The organism is Blautia sp. MSK.18.38 (assembly GCF_024460535.1).
GTDB lineage: Bacteria > Bacillota > Clostridia > Lachnospirales > Lachnospiraceae > Blautia_A > Blautia_A fusiformis.
On record NZ_JANFYP010000039.1, the window covers coordinates 1 to 17451 of the forward strand.

The 17451-nt window shown below is 44.0% G+C and carries 23 protein-coding genes and 4 pseudogenes; 23 read left to right on the top strand and 4 right to left on the bottom strand.

Annotated features, from left to right (window positions below; translation table 11 throughout):
* Window positions 1-61: 61 nt before the first annotated feature.
* Window positions 62-919 carry an ArdC family protein gene (locus tag NE638_RS16435; RefSeq protein WP_173746741.1) on the bottom strand — a complete coding sequence of 286 codons (858 nt, stop codon included), beginning with the start codon at window positions 917-919 and terminating at the stop codon, window positions 62-64.
* A gap of 128 nt (window positions 920-1047) precedes the next feature.
* Window positions 1048-1284 (bottom strand): helix-turn-helix domain-containing protein, encoded by a 237-nt coding sequence (locus NE638_RS16440; RefSeq protein ID WP_173746743.1) that lies wholly within the window; start codon window positions 1282-1284, stop codon window positions 1048-1050.
* 327 nt (window positions 1285-1611) lie between these two features.
* Between NE638_RS16440 and NE638_RS16445 the strand changes: the two genes are divergently transcribed.
* From NE638_RS16445 to mobQ, 7 genes and pseudogenes are all read left to right on the top strand, one after another.
* Complete coding sequence (locus tag NE638_RS16445; RefSeq protein WP_173746745.1) at window positions 1612-1890, top strand: hypothetical protein; 279 nt, start codon at window positions 1612-1614, stop codon at window positions 1888-1890.
* Window positions 1891-1985: 95 nt separating this feature from the next.
* Complete coding sequence (locus NE638_RS16450) at window positions 1986-2147, top strand: hypothetical protein (protein WP_173746747.1); 162 nt, start codon at window positions 1986-1988, stop codon at window positions 2145-2147.
* A gap of 355 nt (window positions 2148-2502) precedes the next feature.
* Window positions 2503-2703 (top strand): annotated as a pseudogene (locus NE638_RS16455) (sensor histidine kinase); the annotation flags it as partial.
* Window positions 2703-2987, top strand: a pseudogene (locus NE638_RS16460) (RNA polymerase subunit sigma-24); the annotation flags it as partial. The pseudogenes NE638_RS16455 and NE638_RS16460, both read left to right, overlap by 1 nt.
* Before the next feature lie 10 nt (window positions 2988-2997).
* Complete coding sequence (locus NE638_RS16465; protein ID WP_035394327.1) at window positions 2998-3459, top strand: RNA polymerase sigma factor; 462 nt, start codon at window positions 2998-3000, stop codon at window positions 3457-3459.
* Between the two features lie 28 nt (window positions 3460-3487).
* Window positions 3488-3778: a DUF3847 domain-containing protein gene (locus NE638_RS16470; RefSeq protein ID WP_005933556.1), complete on the top strand. Its 291-nt coding sequence runs from the start codon at window positions 3488-3490 to the stop codon at window positions 3776-3778.
* Window positions 3779-3964: 186 nt separating this feature from the next.
* Window positions 3965-5410, top strand: a complete 1446-nt coding sequence (mobQ, locus tag NE638_RS16475) for a MobQ family relaxase (protein WP_173746749.1) — start codon at window positions 3965-3967, stop codon at window positions 5408-5410.
* A 107-nt stretch (window positions 5411-5517) separates the two neighbouring features.
* Here the strand turns inward: mobQ and NE638_RS16480 are convergent, their stop codons facing one another.
* Together NE638_RS16480 and NE638_RS16485 are read right to left on the bottom strand one after the other, a co-directional pair.
* Window positions 5518-5808 carry a type II toxin-antitoxin system YafQ family toxin gene (locus tag NE638_RS16480; RefSeq protein WP_002596328.1) on the bottom strand — a complete coding sequence of 97 codons (291 nt, stop codon included), beginning with the start codon at window positions 5806-5808 and terminating at the stop codon, window positions 5518-5520.
* On the bottom strand, window positions 5805-6083 hold the full coding sequence (locus NE638_RS16485; RefSeq protein ID WP_005924829.1) for a type II toxin-antitoxin system RelB/DinJ family antitoxin: 279 nt from the start codon (window positions 6081-6083) through the stop codon (window positions 5805-5807). The genes NE638_RS16480 and NE638_RS16485 overlap by 4 nt, the downstream gene beginning before the upstream one ends.
* A gap of 126 nt (window positions 6084-6209) precedes the next feature.
* Here NE638_RS16485 and NE638_RS16490 point away from each other — a divergent pair, with 126 nt between their 5' ends.
* The 16 genes and pseudogenes from NE638_RS16490 to NE638_RS16565 all read left to right on the top strand — a co-directional run bounded on the left by NE638_RS16490 (window position 6210) and on the right by NE638_RS16565 (window position 17391).
* Window positions 6210-6608, top strand: coding sequence for a cysteine-rich VLP domain-containing protein (locus NE638_RS16490; protein ID WP_005933550.1), 399 nt, complete (start codon window positions 6210-6212; stop codon window positions 6606-6608).
* A 113-nt stretch (window positions 6609-6721) separates the two neighbouring features.
* Complete coding sequence (locus NE638_RS16495) at window positions 6722-7471, top strand: phage replisome organizer N-terminal domain-containing protein (RefSeq protein WP_005933547.1); 750 nt, start codon at window positions 6722-6724, stop codon at window positions 7469-7471.
* Complete coding sequence (locus tag NE638_RS16500) at window positions 7468-8331, top strand: ATP-binding protein (RefSeq protein ID WP_005933545.1); 864 nt, start codon at window positions 7468-7470, stop codon at window positions 8329-8331. The genes NE638_RS16495 and NE638_RS16500 overlap by 4 nt, the downstream gene beginning before the upstream one ends.
* A 43-nt stretch (window positions 8332-8374) precedes the next feature.
* Window positions 8375-8569 (top strand): transposon-encoded TnpW family protein, encoded by a 195-nt coding sequence (locus NE638_RS16505; protein WP_005933543.1) that lies wholly within the window; start codon window positions 8375-8377, stop codon window positions 8567-8569.
* Between the two features lie 77 nt (window positions 8570-8646).
* Window positions 8647-9012: a hypothetical protein gene (locus NE638_RS16510; protein ID WP_014080225.1), complete on the top strand. Its 366-nt coding sequence runs from the start codon at window positions 8647-8649 to the stop codon at window positions 9010-9012.
* An 84-nt stretch (window positions 9013-9096) separates the two neighbouring features.
* Window positions 9097-9984, top strand: a pseudogene (locus NE638_RS16515) (VirD4-like conjugal transfer protein, CD1115 family); the annotation flags it as partial.
* Window positions 9985-10073: 89 nt separating this feature from the next.
* A pseudogene (locus NE638_RS16520) lies at window positions 10074-10226 on the top strand (Maff2 family mobile element protein); the annotation flags it as partial.
* A gap of 82 nt (window positions 10227-10308) precedes the next feature.
* Window positions 10309-10656 (top strand): TnpV protein, encoded by a 348-nt coding sequence (locus NE638_RS16525; RefSeq protein ID WP_015543451.1) that lies wholly within the window; start codon window positions 10309-10311, stop codon window positions 10654-10656.
* 14 nt (window positions 10657-10670) lie between these two features.
* A complete protein-coding gene (locus NE638_RS16530) occupies window positions 10671-10952 on the top strand; it encodes a hypothetical protein (RefSeq protein WP_003864601.1) in 282 nt (93 codons plus the stop codon).
* A 258-nt stretch (window positions 10953-11210) separates the two neighbouring features.
* Window positions 11211-11993 carry an EAL domain-containing protein gene (locus NE638_RS16535; protein WP_003864600.1) on the top strand — a complete coding sequence of 261 codons (783 nt, stop codon included), beginning with the start codon at window positions 11211-11213 and terminating at the stop codon, window positions 11991-11993.
* A gap of 172 nt (window positions 11994-12165) precedes the next feature.
* Window positions 12166-13884: a Na/Pi cotransporter family protein gene (locus NE638_RS16540; RefSeq protein WP_020944839.1), complete on the top strand. Its 1719-nt coding sequence runs from the start codon at window positions 12166-12168 to the stop codon at window positions 13882-13884.
* A gap of 1 nt (window position 13885) precedes the next feature.
* On the top strand, window positions 13886-14740 hold the full coding sequence (locus tag NE638_RS16545) for a substrate-binding domain-containing protein (RefSeq protein WP_015543454.1): 855 nt from the start codon (window positions 13886-13888) through the stop codon (window positions 14738-14740).
* Window positions 14741-15436: 696 nt separating this feature from the next.
* Complete coding sequence (locus NE638_RS16550) at window positions 15437-15736, top strand: hypothetical protein (protein ID WP_015543455.1); 300 nt, start codon at window positions 15437-15439, stop codon at window positions 15734-15736.
* Window positions 15737-15759: 23 nt separating this feature from the next.
* The gene (locus NE638_RS16555; RefSeq protein WP_003864594.1) at window positions 15760-16170 is read left to right on the top strand and encodes a single-stranded DNA-binding protein; all 411 of its coding nucleotides are present in this window, start codon (window positions 15760-15762) and stop codon (window positions 16168-16170) included.
* Window positions 16171-16316: 146 nt separating this feature from the next.
* Entirely contained in the window at window positions 16317-16523 is a 207-nt protein-coding gene (locus tag NE638_RS16560) for a helix-turn-helix domain-containing protein (RefSeq protein WP_003864593.1), read from the top strand.
* A 346-nt stretch (window positions 16524-16869) separates the two neighbouring features.
* A complete protein-coding gene (locus NE638_RS16565; protein WP_003864592.1) occupies window positions 16870-17391 on the top strand; it encodes a GNAT family N-acetyltransferase in 522 nt (173 codons plus the stop codon).
* The last annotated feature ends 60 nt before the right edge of the window (window positions 17392-17451 follow it).

The following is a 17451-nucleotide window of genomic DNA, read 5'->3' on the forward strand; positions in this document are numbered from 1 at the left end:
CTCACCCTTTCTTATCATAGAAGAATCCTATTTACAGAGATTTTTTCATAGTCTCTTTTTTTTACGCTTCACCAATGATGAAATTAACTGCTTTTTCTGCCTTGCTACTGGCTGATACGATAAACTTGTTGTCATTCTTCAAAACCTGTAACCAATTCTGAATATATGCTGTTGAATTCTTAAAGGTCTTAGGTGTTTCAATTCCTGTAACATTCATCAAGGTTGCACTTCCGATTTCTGCAACTAATTCCTCTTTTGAATAGGTTTCACTTCCAAAACTTGCAACAGCTCCTGTTTCCAGTCTATCAAGTCTGTTCTTATGTCCTGTGCTGTGTGTCAGTTCATGAAATGTGGTGCTGTAATATTCATTAACAAGGTTGTACTGTTCTTTCATCGGTACAACCACTTTATCTTGTAAAGGGCTGTAATATGCTTCATTACTTGCACATTCATTAAAGTCTATGTGTTCACGTTCAACATACATTGTGATGATCTTTTCAGCTTCTTCTATTGGTTCTACTTCTTTAAATGGTACTTCTAAAGGCTTTACACCTTCAACCTGTGAGATATGAAAGACATTGTAATATTTCAGTACAGGTATCTTTCTGACTTCCTTTTCTCCTGTCTCTTCGTTTGCTTCTTCTTTCTGGTATATCTTCCAGAATACAACGATTTCTGATTTTTCACCTTTGCGGACATGACCGCCAAGATCAGTCCATTGTTTAAATGAAGCATATTCACCAGAATGTTTAAGAAGCATTTGATTGATAATGCTATAAGGTTTCTTTGTAATTCTGTTGTATGCTCCTGATCTAACTCCTGTCCACGGTCTTTGCCATCTCCAAGGGATGTTTCCTTTTTCCAGTTCTGCAATGATTCTATCTGTAACCATTTCATATACGTTTATCTTTGTTGCCATTTGCATTACCTCCGTGTGATTTATTATGAGGTAATAGTACACTAAAATGTACTTAAAAGCAATGACAAAAGTACACAAAAATATACTAAAATATTTGTATACTATTGTGTACTGATATTCTGTTAATGTTAATTTTGAGGTGGGACATATTCTAATATATCACCTGGTTGACAATCGAGAATTTCACATAAATACATAATGGTATCAACAGATACATTTGTATCTTTATTTAATCTATTAATAATAGTAGGAGAGATATTATATTTTTCTCTTAGTTCTCTTTTTTTTACATTTTTTAATTCCATTAAATCTCTTAACTTCTGATAACTTATAGATCCTTGATATTGCTTTTCGCGTTCACCCATGACAAAAACCTCCTTATAAAGATATAGTACACGATTGTGTTTTTTATGTCAACAGATACAATTGAAAATCACATTGTACACTTTAGTATACTTTTGACAAAAAATAAAGTATACTTTTGTGTACAATGCCAATTGAAATTAAGTACATAATAGTGTACTATAATATCAACAACAAAACAACAGCAACACACAAGCAACCGGATAGCCGAAAGCTTCCAATACTTGAAACCATATACCTGTGAGACTTCGTAATTAAACAAGTCAATAGTCAGGAAGATGATTCAAGGGTTGCAACATAAGAGATCAATTCACAGGAGGATAAAACATATGTGTAGAACAATGAACGAACTTGAGAAGGTTGTAGCAGATTACAGAAGCCTTAAAGCACTGAAAGAGCAGTTAGAGGAAGAACTGAAAGCAGTAGAACGTGAGATCATCGGTTACATGGATACAAACGAAAAGGTTTCTGAAATTGGTAACAACTTCACAATAAAGCTTTCAACTTGTGAAAGAAAGACTCTTGACAACAAGAGACTTGAAGCAAAACTTGGTAGCCTTGCAGAGTATCAGAGAGTTAGCCAGTACCGCAGATTATACGTTAAATAAGGTGGTCACAGCCACTATAAACAGGGCTTTAAGCTGTGAGCGTTCCCACTCTTACAGGGTGGGAGGTAGTCAAAAGAATAGGAGGTTATACAGATATGTTGAATATCTTTAAGCACAAGAGTAGACAGAGCATTGATAAAAAGACATCTGCTGAGATCAAAGCAATTCAGAAAGACATACAGACAGCATCAGAGCAGTATGAAGCAACAAGACAGCAGTTATTGAAAAACCTTGCAACTATTAATTCAATCTTATAAATACATTCCCTTGCGGTAGGCGGTCAGACCGTAGAAAGGACAACACACAATGATGTATTCAGAGTTTATTGAACACAGCAATTTCACAGAACAGTATATCTCATATGCAGAGTATACAACCTATATTGAGCCAATCTACATGGCAGCAGAACAGATCCCAACAAAACAGGAGTTTATAACACTTCTGGAAGATACATTTAAAAGCCTTGTTAATCCTGTAATTGAGAAAGCTATGCATAGCTTATCACTTGAGGACAAGATTATGTATCTTGAATGTGGTTCTCAACAGGTGCAGGAGTATCTTGAAAGAATCGACTTTGAAGCCCGTAAACTTGCATATCAGTATTTAAAACTGATGGAAATCATCGTTTTCTTGTCCATTGTGATTGCTGTTGTGGCTGTGCTGACTTCCATCGTTCTCGTTCGGCGCGTAAAAAAACAAATCGCAGAAATGACCGATGTGCTGGTTGATGTGAAAAACGGAAATGGCAACCGGCGTATTCTGTCTGCAACAAATGAATTGACAGCACCTCTTGCCTATGAAATCAATGAGATTGGCTGGAAAATTACGCACTGGAACACAGCAGATCGCCGGAAGATATTTTGCTGGAACGAGAAGAAATGACCACCCGCCTGCACCTGATAGCAGCTCTGCCGGTGGCTCTGGCTCATGCCACTCCGACACAGGCCCGCCGTGTTCACGCCTACTACATTGCCGGTATCAAGCAGCCGGAAATCTCCCGGAGAGAGGGCGTCCACAGCAGCAAGGTCAGCGTTTCCATCCGTCGGGGTCTGCGGAATATGCGCCGCTGCTATGATGACCTTTTTCAAACAGAGTGAGGGCGTGCCTATGCAGACCATCAATCTCAAACAATATTATCCATTTTGCAAAGAGGACATTTTTGTGGAGGTGTCCGATGAGATCGTCGAAGCGTTTCTTCTGGATAAGAGAGCCGAGGCCGCCAGAGAACGCAAGATGTTCCGGTATAAGGCGTTTTACTCCCTCGATTGTAACGATGGAATCGAAAATGCTGCAATCGGCTGGGCGCAGCCATCGCCGGAGGATCATCTGATAGAAAAAGAAGAATTAGCCGAATACGAAGAACTGATACGGCGATTGTATGAAGCCATTTCTTCCCTGCCGCCTATGCAGGCTCGCCGTGTCCACGCCCGCTATATGCTGGGTATGAAAGTGAAAGATATTGCCGCAATGGAGGGTATCACACCATCACAGGCGGGAAAATCCATCCACGCTGCACTGCGGAGGCTGCGCCGGTACTTTGCGCGTCAGAAATGGACGGTCAATCTATAAGCGTTTCCAAAGAAAAGAGGTGCATGACATGAACGAAAAAATTACAGCCCAACCCCCAAAAGAAGAACGGCAGGAAGTCCTGAAGGAGATCCGGCAGCTTGAAAACCGCAAGAAGATTTTGGAGAACAAGCAACGAAACGAAGAACGCAGGGTTCGCACCCGCCGCCTGATTGAGCGCGGAGCCATTTTGGAGGGGATTTTCCCGCTGGCTTCCAGCCTTTCCGGCGCAGAGGTCAAAGCATTTCTGATTGCCCTGTCCTATCTTCCGGGGGCTGCGGAATTGACTGCAAACCTGCCAAAATCCGGGGATATGCCATAAGTCCCTTGTTTACAAGGGCGCACTTATACACCGTTGCCGGTGCTGTGCGCCCTGCCGGGGGCGTTGCGTACTTCGTCCGCGATGGGAAGCTACGCTCCCCAAACCCCTTGTGTGCTCTGCGCAGCCAAACACCCGCTTTGCGTTTGTCCGGCTCCACAGAGCCTGTTATCCCCTCACTGAAAGGAGGTGTTCCCCATAGATTTCTGTCATATCCCCGTCAGTATCATCAAGCGCAGCGCAGGCCGTTCAGCCGTTGCCGCAGCTGCTTACCGCAGTGGAACCAAGCTGACAAATGAATGGGACGGAATGATCCACGACTACACCCGGAAAGGCGGCATTGTCCATGCGGAGATCATGCTGCCTGCCCACGCCCCGCCGGAATTTGCAGACCGTTCTATCCTCTGGAACAGCGTGGAGCAAATCGAGAAAGCAAGAGACAGCCAGCTTGCCCGCGAGATTGAGGCAGCTTTACCCCGTGAACTGTCCGGCGAACAACAGCTTGCCCTTGTGCGTGCCTATGTGAAGGACAACTTTGTAGACAAAGGAATGTGCGCCGACTTTGCTATCCATGACAAGGGAACCGGCAACCCTCATGTCCATATCATGCTGACGCTCCGGCCGTTGAAAGAAAATGGACAGTGGGGCGCAAAGTGCCGCAAGGCATACGATCTGGACGAGAATGGACAGCGTATCCCGGATGGGAAAGGCGGCTGGAAAAATCATCGGGAGGATACGACCGACTGGAACGATAAAGGAAATGTGGAGATTTGGCGGGCAGCGTGGGCAGCCTACACCAACCGGGCACTGGAATCTGCCGGTAGACCGGAGCGTATTGACCACCGCAGCTACAAGCGGCAGGGCATTGATAAAATTCCCTCTGTCCATCTGGGGCCAGCTGCCAGCCAAATGGAAAAGCGCGGTATCCGCACCGACAAGGGGGAAGTAAACCGACAGATCGTCGCCGACAACAAGCTGCTGAAAGAAATCAAAGCTCGCATTACCCGTCTTTATCGCTGGTCGAAAGCGGAAGCGGAAAAACCACAAACGCAGCAAAGCAGCTTGACCGCCTTGTGGGAAGCCCAACAGCAGTTGAACGCTCCCCGCACCCGCACCGGCAAAATCCGGGCTTTGCAGGAAAGCGCTGCACTATTCAGCTTTTTGCAGGTAAACGGCATCCAGTCTATGCAGCAGCTTCATGAAAAAATCGCTGATATGAACAGCTGTTACTATGACCTGCGGGGAAAGATCGTCAAGGCTGAGCGCCGGATCGCCATTCTTACCGAACGCGGGGAGATGTGGGAACAGTACAACCAGTACAAGTCCATCCACAAGCAGCTTGCCAAAGTAAAACCGGAAAAACGGGAACAGTTTGAGCAGCGCCACAGCCAGGAACTGATCCTGTATGATGCAGCAGCCCGGTATCTGAAAGAACTGAAAGACAGCGGCGAGGGGATCACCCCGAAGGCATGGCAGCGGGAAATCGACCAGCTGGCCGCCGGAAAGCAGACGGACACGCTTGCCATGAAATCCATGCGGGAGGAGTTGAAAGCAGTGGAACGGCTCCGCAAAACCGCCGAGCAGCTGTCCCGACAGGAAAGGGACAAGTCTCACGACCGTGGGCCGGAGCGGTAAAGGCTACCGCGTTTTGGCGTACCCCTGTCAAGTGCGTCGCGTTTCACGACATACTTTTGCATACAGAAAAACCGCCGTACAGGTTTCCCCATACGGCGGCAGACTGTTTATTTGCCGAACAAGTCGCTGTGTGTGCCGGTGCGGGCCAGCGTCAGCACCAGAACATCATCCTCTATGCGATAGACAAGCAGCCAGTCCGGGAGAATATGACATTCCCGATGACCTGCCCAATCGCCGGACAGGTCATGGTCACGGTTCTTATCCGGCAGCGGTTCGCCCATTGCCAGCAATGCTACGACCTGCTCCAGCAGCTCAATCTTCAAGCCACGCTTGATGGCTCGTTTGTAGTCCTTTTTGAAACTGGTCGTGTACTTGACGGTATATTTGGTTTCTTTCATCTTTTCAGGTCAGCAAATAACTCGTCAAGGTCATTGTAGCCCTTTACAGACGGGTCTTTTGCAATCCTTTCCGCTTCCAGCATGGCAGCAACCGTTTCTTTGTTCGGCTGTTCCAGCCTTACTTCAAAGGGAATGCCGCCTTCACGAAGCGACTGGCGCACAAAGATGTTAAACGCCGTAGTCAGGTTCATGCCAAGTTCCGTAAACAGTGCGTCCGCCTGCGCTTTCAAATCTGCGTCCATGCGGATACTGATGTTTGTGGTATTTCCAGCCATACGATCAACCCCTTTCTGCTGGCAATTATAGTATATGCCATTTGCACGAAGAAAACAATACTTTGCACGAATATTTAACAATAAATTCATTCAAGGAGGTTACCTGCTTTATGAAAGAAATCATTTATGAAGAACAACAAGACTGAACCTATCCCTGTCATGGATTACCGCCAGTACCGCAGAGCGCGGAAACTGGTGCATGAGTGCTGCAACTACATTGCCGGAAACTGTATCGCCCTGGACGATGGGGAGGAATGTATCTGTGTCCAGTCCATTTCCTACTCCCTGTTGTGCAGGTGGTTTCGGGCGGCGGTATTGCCGCAGGATAAGGAACTGGAAACGGCGCTGTTCCACCGGCTGAATGCTAAGAAATGCGCCGTATGCGGGGCGCTGTTTACCCCCGGTTCTAACCGGGCTAAATACTGCCCGGAATGTGCCGCACGCATGAAGCGGATTAACGCCGCAAAGCGCAAGCGGAAACAACGGGAGAAATGTCACGCTTTAGGGGCTGAAAAACCCTTGTAAATCAAGGCTTTTTTTGAGGGTGTCAAAGGCAGTCTGATAGATTTATCCTCTGACCCCTAAAATAGCCTTAAAATGCGTACAGAATCCCAAAAGAACCCCTAAGGAGGAACCCTATGTCAGACAATCGAAAATATTATTACCTGAAACTCAAAGAAAACTATTTTGATGATGATTCCATCGTGCTGCTGGAAAGTATGCAGGACGGTGTGCTGTATTCCAACATTCTGCTCAAGCTGTACCTGAAATCGCTGAAACATGGCGGGCGGCTCCAGCTTGACGAGGACATCCCTTACACAGCGCAGATGATCGCTACCATTACCCGCCAGCAGATCGGCACTGTGGAGAGAGCCTTGCAGATCTTTTTGAAGCTGGGTCTTGTGGAAGTGCTGGACAGCGGCACATTCTACATGAGCAACATCGAACTTTTAATAGGCCAGTCCTCTACCGAGGCCGAGCGAAAGCGGGCTGCAAGGCTTCAAAATAAGGCTCTTTCTGCGCTCCGGACAAGTGGCGGACATTTGTCCGACATTCGTCCACCAGAGATAGAGATAGAGTTAGAGAAAGAGATAGAGATAAAGAGAGAGATAGAGAAGGTACGCCCTGAAACGGGGCACCCTTCCCACACCTATGGCCGTTACCAGAATGTTTTCCTGACGGATGAAGAACTGGCAGACTTGCAGGTCAGCTTTCCTGCTGTATGGGAACAGTACATCGAAAAGCTGTCCGAGTACATGGCTTCTACTGGCAAGCGTTATCAGAGCCATGCAGCGACCATCCGGCGTTGGGCCGGTGAGGACGCTAAAAAAACGGTCACACCCTCACGCAACCGGGATTACAGCGTAAAGGAGGATGAAACTGTATGATTGAGATTACCGCAGAAATCCGGGCATTCATCGACAAGGCAGCTGCCGGTGTGGAATTGGCTGAGGACGAGTATATAGACCCGTCAGACGGGCTCATTCACTGTAAGAAATGCGGCGGCCAGAGGCAGACCGTTGTGCCATGCTTCGGGAAATCCGGCTACTTTATGCCGCACTGCATCTGCCAGTGCCAGCGGGAGGCTGAGGAGCAGCGCAAGGCTGCTGAAGAACGGCAGCGCCGCATGGAGCGTATCAAACGCCGAAAGGCACAGGGCCTGCAAGACCGTTATCTGTACGACTACACATTTTCCAATGATAACAGGCAAAACCCATTGATGGACAAGGCTCATGCCTATGTGGAGAACTGGAAAGAGGCATATAAGAGCAATATCGGGCTTTTACTGTTTGGAGATGTGGGAACCGGCAAGTCTTTTTTCGCCGGATGTATTGCCAACGCTCTACTTGACCAGGATGTGCCGGTGCTGATGACGAACTTCCCCACCATTCTGAACCGCCTGACAGGGATGTTCTCTGAGGACAGGTCAGAGTTTATTGCCAGCTTTGACGAATATGACCTGCTTATCATTGACGATCTGGGTGTAGAGCGCAGTACCGAATATGCTATGGAGCAGATGTTTTTCGTCATCGACAGCCGCTATCGCAGCCGAAGACCCATGATTATCACAACAAACTTGAAACTGTCCGAGCTGAAAAATCCGCCTGATCTGGCCCACGCCCGTATCTATGACCGTATTTTGGAACGGTGTGCGCCGATCCTCTTTGACGGGAAGAATTTCCGGGAAGAAAATGCCGGTGTCACCCGACAGGCAGCAAAAGACATTGTAAACAGTAAGCACGATTGATTTTTTACCGGGCGGCACAGACCCGTTCGGAGAAAGGAGCGCTATGAACAAAGAACCCCGTACTATGCAGATGGCAGACGCCGCTGCTGCGGCCAGAGCGCCGGAAAACACGCCAGCGATGGTAAAGAAAATCGGCAAGACGACCTACAAGGTTCATGTCCATTTCAGCAATACCAGCACAGAAACCATGAGCGATAAAATCAAGCGTATGCTCAAAAATGAAATTCAGCAGATGTGACAGACTGATAAACTAAGCCGCCTTGTGCTAAACTGATGATGGTACGCACCAAAATTTTTGTCAAGGAGGACATGAAAATGCTTTACACAGAAAAAGAGAAACATGAAATTGAGCGAGTAAAGGAAGTCTTTGCGGAACATCTGCGGCAAAGCCCTGATTTTGAATTGCTCTGGTCGGACAAGGTGGGCTATGTCTGGCTGACGATTGGCGTAAATCCAGTCTATGTGGATACCGGTATCAGGATAGAATCTGCCGCCGATCTCTGCGGCAAGTGTTTGGATGATGTTGCTACGGATGTTTTATATATGACTGGCAACGATCATGCACTGGAAGCAGCCGACCCGCTGGAGTTAGCCGAAATCAAGCGGCTCTGGGAGCCATATATCAACCAGCTGCCAGACTATGCGTATCTCTGCAAAGACCTGCTGAACGGAAAAATGTAATCTGTTAAATGAGGTGTCAGGAGCCATACAGTGCTTCTGGCACCTTTTGTGAGTTTTCTGTGAATTTGATTAAAAAGTCCTTGACAATTTGTCTCTGGCAAGACAGCCAAAAGCATTTTGATTTCCTGCGGTGCAAGACTGGCTCCCTTTGATATTCCCCAGCTTCGGGAGATCATGTCTTATGACGAGCTGGAGCTTGATAAGCTGGGGGACGAAAAATCGGCGCTGTTCTTCCTTATCAGCGACACGGACACCACCTACAACTTTTTGGTTGCCCTTGCTTTCTCGCAGATGTTCAATCTTCTGTGTGAACGGGCTGACAACACCTATGGCGGGCGTCTGCCCTACCATGTGCGGGTGCTGTGGGACGAGGCTGCCAACACCGGGCAGGTGCCGGGGCTGGAAAAGATTGTGGCCGTCATTCGCTCCCGGGAGATCAGCCTGACGCTCTTTTATCAGGCTATGAGCCAGTGCAAGGCATTGTACAAAGACCATTCCGAAACCATCATGGGAAACATGGACAGCATCGTGTTCCTCGGAGGCCGGGAGGCTTCCACCCTAAAGGATATTTCGGAAAACTGGCTGGGCAAGGCCACCATCTCTATGCAGACCGAGGGCCGAAGCCGGGGACAGTCTGAAAGTTACAGCCAGAATATGCAGCGGCTTGGCCGGGAACTGATGACCACCAGCGAGATCACCACCATGCCCGGGGATAAATGTATCTTGCAGCTTCGGGGGCTCCCGCCCTTCCTGTCCCCGAAGTATGACTTGAAAAAGCACCCGAATTACAAGTACACAGCCGAATTTGATAAAAAGAAAAACGCCTTCCGCTTGGAAAGCCTGTTCCGCCACCGGCCATTGAGACTAAAGCCGGAGGACGAATACACGGTGTACGAAGTGGACGGCTCCGACACGGACGAAGAAGCTGACCTGTTGAATTTCGATGATCTGGACAGCGACGAGTTTGTGTAACTTCGGGCCATGATGACCCGAAGCGCCGCCGATGTGGGCGGCTTTTTTTGTACCCAAAACCATCAAACAAACAAAATGGAGGAACGTATATGGAATTTTTCAATCAGGCAATCGACATTCTTAAAATTCTGGTCATGGCTCTTGGCGCTGGTCTGGCGGTATGGGGCGTCATCAACCTTCTGGAAGGTTATGGGTCGGACAACCCTGCGGCAAAAAGCCAGGGCATTAAGCACTTAATGTCTTCTATGTGAAAAGATTTTAAAGAGAAAATGCACATCCTACGCAGATAACATGACAATTTCATGCAAAGCGAAAGGAGACACCATGAAAATCGAATACACAAAAGTGGGAGACTATTATTTACCGAATCTTTACTACCCGGAGGAAACCAGACCGATTGGCTTATGGGGAATGCTTCGGAAGGAATATCTGAAAGAACATAAATCTGGAACTTATACATATCTTCTTCTGACCGCCAGGCTGGACAGTTATTTGGCAGATCTGAATGAACAGGCACAGGAACGCTTTGAATTGATCGAAACTCAGATGCGAAGTGCGGAGGGAGTTTCCGAGGAACTGAAGAGACAGAATCCTATGGAATGGCTATGCCACTGTAACAATATCCGCAACCGGGCTGCTGAGATCATCAAGCAGGAACTGATTTATGTATAAGGGGGATTCTAGATATGAGAAGAGAACTGATTGAAAGTTATTATGAAGAATACCAGCGGGAGCTGGAAAGATTTCTTGAATCTGACCCGGAGATGTTCACTCTGGAAGCAGAAATTCATCATTACATAGAAATACTGGAACCGGTCCTCAGAGATGGCGGACAGGAGATGTGGCAGACACTGGACAGGATTATTTCAGCGAAAAATGCAATGGAGGGAATTGTGGCAAAAGAAATGTATATCCGGGGATTTCTGGATTATGAAAGACTGGTGTGTGAAAAAGACAGTAAGATCTGAATAATCAGAACATAGACTATATATAACGAGGCTTTTATTGTATAGACAGTAAGAGCCTCATTTAATATAGTTTTCATAATAAAAAACAGGTGGTAGTACGTATTTGCTTTGTGTTATATAAGAATTGGTCTGGCTGAACAATGGTGAAAATTTACTATGATTTTACTTAAATCTGATTGAAGGATGAAAAAGTGATGATATCATATAGTGGGTTGATAGGGTTACAGAAAATGTATTCACAGAGGCAGAGAAGAAATAATGAAAGTAAAAAATGCAGATGAATTTTATAAAATATTAGAAAGAAAGGCTATATATCCGGTATTTCAGCCGATTGTAAATTTACAGACTGGAGATGTGGCAGGATATGAAGCTCTTAGTCGTATCGACAGGCATGATACGACTCTTATGATTTCAGATTTGTTTGTGATTGCTGAACAGGTAGGCTGTGTTTGGAAATTGGAAAAATTGTGCAGAAATAAAGCATTGAAGGCAGCGGCGAATAAACCAGAACATGCAAAATTATTTCTTAATGTAGATGGTAATATCATTCAGGATAAATCGTTCATACAGGGATTTACAAACCGTAAGGCTGCGAAAGCCGGAGTACCGTCCTGTGACATTGTATTTGAAATAACGGAACGGTCGGATATAGAAAACTATCAGATTCTGCAACAGATTATGAAGCATTATGCAGATCAGGGATATGAAATAGCTTTGGATGATGTTGGAGCTGGATATTCTGGTCTGAACCGTGTAGTAAATACATCGCCAAACTACTTAAAAGTTGATATAGAACTGGTCAGAGATATTCAAAAACATAAGAAAAAGGAAATTATGATGGAATTTCTGTTGCATTACTGTAATGAGACAGGAGCAATTCTGATTGCAGAAGGGATAGAAACAGAAGCAGAGTTGGAGTGTCTGTGTAGATTAGGTGTTCATTACGGACAAGGATATTTTCTTGGAAGACCGGACAGAACGTTCAAAAATGTAAGGAATGAGGCGATGTTGGTATTACGTAGACTGAATAATAAATCGTAATGAAAACTATATGTCAGCAGGTGAAAAATGAATAAGTCAATTATAACATTATAAAGATTTCCATTGATTTTTACACCTATTTTACACAAGCACTCACATAGATTTGATTTCTGTCTTCTATAATTGTATAGGAAAATGTAGATCTTATATAATAACAGGAGAGGAAAGAGAAATGAACGAGAATGTGAAAGTGGTTTTTGGTCTGATCGGTGGCCTTGCCTTGTTCCTTTATGGAATGAACAGCATGAGTGATGCACTTCAGAAAGCCGCAGGAGAACGAATGAAAAAAATCCTTGGATTTCTTACAAGAAATCCAATTATGGGAGCACTTGCCGGAGCACTTGTAACAGCTGTATTGCAGAGCAGTTCAGCGACGACAGTTATGGTTATCGGTTTTGTCAGTGCGGGACTTATGAGTCTTCCGCAGGCAATTTCTGTTATCTTTGGTGCCAACATAGGAACCACTATGACGGCACAGCTGATGGCATTTAAAATCAGCAATTATATTTATCCAATTATCTTTGTTGGATTTATTCTGAACTTTGTTAGCAAAAAAGAAAAGGTTAAAAATATCGGTATGGTAATTTTTTCATTCGGACTTTTATTTGAAGGAATTGAAATCATGGGTGAAGTCATGAAACCTTTGGCGGGAAGTCCGGTCTTTGTTGATCTGATGGGAAAAGTTTCATCCATTCCGGTTCTTGGTGTTGTACTGGGAGCGGTCATGACATTGGTTGTGCAGAGTAGTTCAGCTACGATTGCAGTTCTGCAGAATTTTGCATCACAGGCAGGACCGGACGGAGTAAGCAGTGTAATAGGGCTTACCGGTGCGATTCCGATTCTTCTTGGAGATAATATAGGTACAACGATCACAGCACTTCTTGCATCAATTGGACAATCTAAAAATGCAAAACGTACAGCAATTGCGCATAGTATTTTTAATATCAGTGGAAGCTGCGTTTTTATTTTCCTGGTTCCGTGGTTTGCAAAATTTGTCCAGTTTATTTCACCAAAGGGAAATGAGATTGATGTGATTTCAAGACAGATTGCAAATGCACATACAACGTTTAATATCGTCTGTACACTGGTCTGGCTGCCACTGATTCCGCTGATGGTAAAAATTGTTACAACAATCATCCGTGGAAATGACAAAACAGAGAAAGCAGCTTTTGAACCCAAATATCTGGATATGAAAGTGATTGAACAGCCGGCGGCTGCTATGGTTCTGGTATCTAAGGAACTGAACCGACTTGGAGAACTGGCAGAATCTCTGTTAAGTGATTTAAAAACGGCGATTGTAGCAGATGGAGACTCAAAAACTCATGGTTCGTTTATAGAAAATCTGGAGATTGTACATCAGTTACAGGACAGTGTGACAGAATATATTACCAGATTATTCGCAAGCGGAAACCTTACAGAACAACAGTCTGAGCAGACGGCAGGGTTACTGTATGTAAACAATAGTATTCAGAGGATTGCAGACAGATGTGAAGATATTGACCAGATATGTGAAAAAGTAAATAACAATGGAAAAAGACTGACCAGTGAAGCCTCCTCAGAAATGGAAGACTGCATTGATATTATCCAGCAGCTTTTAAAGAAAGCAATGGAGGCAATCCGTAAGGGTGATGCTGTAGTGGCTGAAACAGTTTTTAAAAATAAGAAAAAAATGCATAAAGCAGAGAAAAAATACAGTAAGGCACATTTAAACCGTGTAAAAAATGAGGTTTGTGATGCGTCTATGACAAGATATTTTTCTGGGATCATGTATAATTTTGACCGTATGGCAGATAATTGTGTCAGCATTGCAGAAGAAGCCTGTGATAATGTGGCTTTTATAAACCTTGATGAAGAGACGGGAAAATCAATGATGGAAAGAGGTGCAGTATAAAATGGTAAAGAAAAAAAACATCCGAAAATCTGCACTTCTGCTGATAATGATAATGCTGGCAACGGGAATAACAGCATGTGGAACCGAGGAAGAGCCATTGCCGGATCTGTCTGCTATGGGAGCTGTCACAGCTGTATCACGAGAAGAAGGGTCAGGAACCAGAGCAGAATTTGAGAATCTTTTGAAACTGCCTGAGAGTGATACAGGAATAGTTGTTGATTCTACAGAGAAAGTTCTGAAAAAGGTGGAAGAAGATAAAAACGCAGTTGGTTATGTCGCATATAGTTCCGCAACAGATACGAATGGAAAAATACTTCAAATCAACGGAGTTCTTCCTTCTGAGAAAACAATAGACAATAACAGTTATCCTCTTTGCAGGGATTATTATCTGGCTTATAATGGAGAACTGACAGATGTGGAACAGGATTTCCTGACTTATGTAAAGAGTAAAGGACAGGATATTGTGAAACAATATTGTATTCAGGCTGACAGTACAACAACATTCCTTTCTGACAAGTCAGAAGGAAAGATTCTGATTGAAGGATCCACTTCAATGGAACCAATGGTAAAAGCACTGGCAGATGACTATCAGAAACAAAATCCAAATGCTGAAATAGAAGTAAAAGCAACAGATTCTTCAAGAGGGATTACGGCGGTGATAAGTGGAGAGTGTGATTTCGCAATGTCATCCAGAGAATTAAAGGATTATGAAGCAGAGCTTCTGGAAACAAAAGTCATTGGAAAAGATGCTATAGCTATTGTGATAAATGAAGAAAATCCACTGGAAAATCTTACAATAAAACAACTTACAGGTCTGTACAATGGAACATATAAAAACTGGGATGATCTTTCCTGAGAAAAACGAATATAATATCTTACAAGCACTGACTATAACGGTCGGTGCTTCTTTTTTGGATTTTTTCAAAATTATCTGACATTCTTCAAATTCCCACGTGTGATTAGTGGAAAAATAATTTTTTCTGCAAAAGTACCGTCCAAATGCCCTCTGAAACTTGCTATTAGTGAGGGAATATTTCATTTATGCGAAAAAAACTTGCAAAAGGGGGTTGGTAAATACCGCTTCCCAGGCTTTATAGGTAGAGGAACAATTATTTTAAAAATTTTACCCCAAAGATGTCCGCTTTTGCCTGTCTCAGTACAGAGTATGTGAAGGGACTAACAAAAGTAAAAGAAAAAATGATAAAAATGCAAAAAAATATCACGAATCTTTTGCATCTTGCGAAGTCATTTGACTCTAGTAATCAGAGGACGTTTTGGAATGTTCCTTCGATGAACCTTGACAACCGATAAGTGCACCCTGGAAGCCTAACAGGAGTTATGCCATGACCTTTCTTTTTCTGAGAGCGAGCGAAATTATAATGACACTCCCGATGATGGGCGGCTGACCGAAGCCTTATGGTCAGTGACCTGCTGATGCAGGCAGAGGCAGTCTGAGACGGCTGCAGGTGACAGGGAAACGCACGCCAGACCGCCGGACGAATGAAACTGATGACAATGTTTACAGGGCAAAATGCCCGGAAAGGAGCAGTTTATGACAGAACTGAAAATGAAAGAAATGCAGTTGATTAACTGGTTTGGATGCCCGAATCTGATTTATACAAGGGAGAGAATCCATCTGGTTGCCATGCTTACAACAGATGAAGAAATGAAAAAGAATCTTTACAGGGTATGCAGATTCCTTGCAAGAGAAGAAATCGCATATCGGTATCCGATCATGTATGAAATGATCCGGAAAATATTTTCACCGGATGATACCAATCCACCGGAAGCATGTGCAATGTTTATGCCGGACGATGAAACAGATGATGAAGAATATGCAATGGCAGCGTAGCTGCGGAAAGGACAGTAACGATTATGAATAAAGTGGTTTTAATGGGAAGACTGACAAAGAATCCGGAGATCAAATATGCCGGAAAAGATAATGATATGGCAGTAGCAAGATATACACTGGCGGTAAACAGAAGATATAAACGTGACGGTGAACAGGAAGCGGATTTTATTTCCTGTGTCACATTCGGAAAGAGTGCAGAGTTTGCACAGAAATATCTTCACAAGGGAATGAGGATTGTGATTGGCGGTCGTATCAGCACTGGCAATTATAAGGACAAGGACGGGAAAACAATTTATACTACAGATGTGATCGTGGAAGAACATGAATTTGCCCAGAACAAGGATAATGGTGTTGGAGCTGATTCATCGGAAACACCGAAAACAGATAAGGACGGATTTATGGAAGCACCGGAAGGTGAGGTTCCATTCGACTAAACCGAAGTAAATGGTTGGAGAGGTTGCCCTTTGTCGGGGCATCCTCTTTTCCATTTTACAGAAGACATCAAAAATTACAGGTATTCAACCTAACGAAATCGTGATATAATCAAAATATGTTCAGATGAAAAATATGGAGGTTGCTTATGGGCGTAAGTTATAACCGATTATGGAAAATGCTCATAGATAAAAATATGAAGCGGATAGAGATGCAGTACCTCACCGGGATCAGTGGAAATATTCTTGCCAGGATGGGAAAAAACCAGTATGTATCAATGGAGACGATTGAGAAGATCTGCAAGAAGCTGGACTGCACCGTTGATGAGATGCTGGAATTTACAGATGATGAGTAACAAGAGCAGACATGTCAAATTATTAAAACTGGAAGAATGCTTCAGAAGTCGAAAAAAGAAATTGAAAAAAGATAACACGCCGGATACGGCATAAATCTCTTAGCAACGCTAAGAGCGCACTTCTATACAGGCAATTCCATCTGCCTGTATCGTGCGACCTGCGGTGCTGTTCCCGATTTCAAGAAATCTCAAACCGGGAAATACAGCGAAATCAGAGATTTCGTACAAGGGGAAGATCCCCTTGCGGCACAGATGCCTATCCCTGATAAAGTTTGTGACTGAATATTTCAGATATAGACATATAAGGGGAAAGAAAGTGTGAAATCAAAATTTGTGGAGAGATTTTATGATTAGAAAAGCAATACTAAAAGATGTTAATTCGATTGAAGATACTTACAATGAGCATTTCCAGTATGAACTGAATCATACAGCCTTTACTGTATTTAAGAAAGGGGTTTATCCAACGAAAGATGATGCAGAACGGGCTATTTATGCTGGTGCTTTGTTTGTATATGAAGAAAACGGAACAATTGTTGGAAGTATCATTATTGATAAAGTTCAACCAATAGAATATGCAACTATTCCTTGGAAAGAAAAATTATCTGAAGATGAGGTAATGGTAATTCACCTTTTAATGGTACGTCCGAGTATGTCTGGTAAAGGAATTGCATCATCACTAATAAAATTCGCTACAGAATTAGCACAAAAAAATAGTTGCAGGGCACTACGTTTGGATACAGGAAGTCAAAATATTCCTGCGCTATCTTTGTATCAAAAAAATGGATTTGAAATAATTGCTAGTGCTTCTAAAAAAGTTGGAGATGTAATTGCACACAAAAACCATCTTTTTCTCGAAAAGATATTGTAGTTCGTAAATTCCAGTTGTGCGCCCAGCTAAGGGTGTGTAGTCAAGCCGGTGGGATTCCGG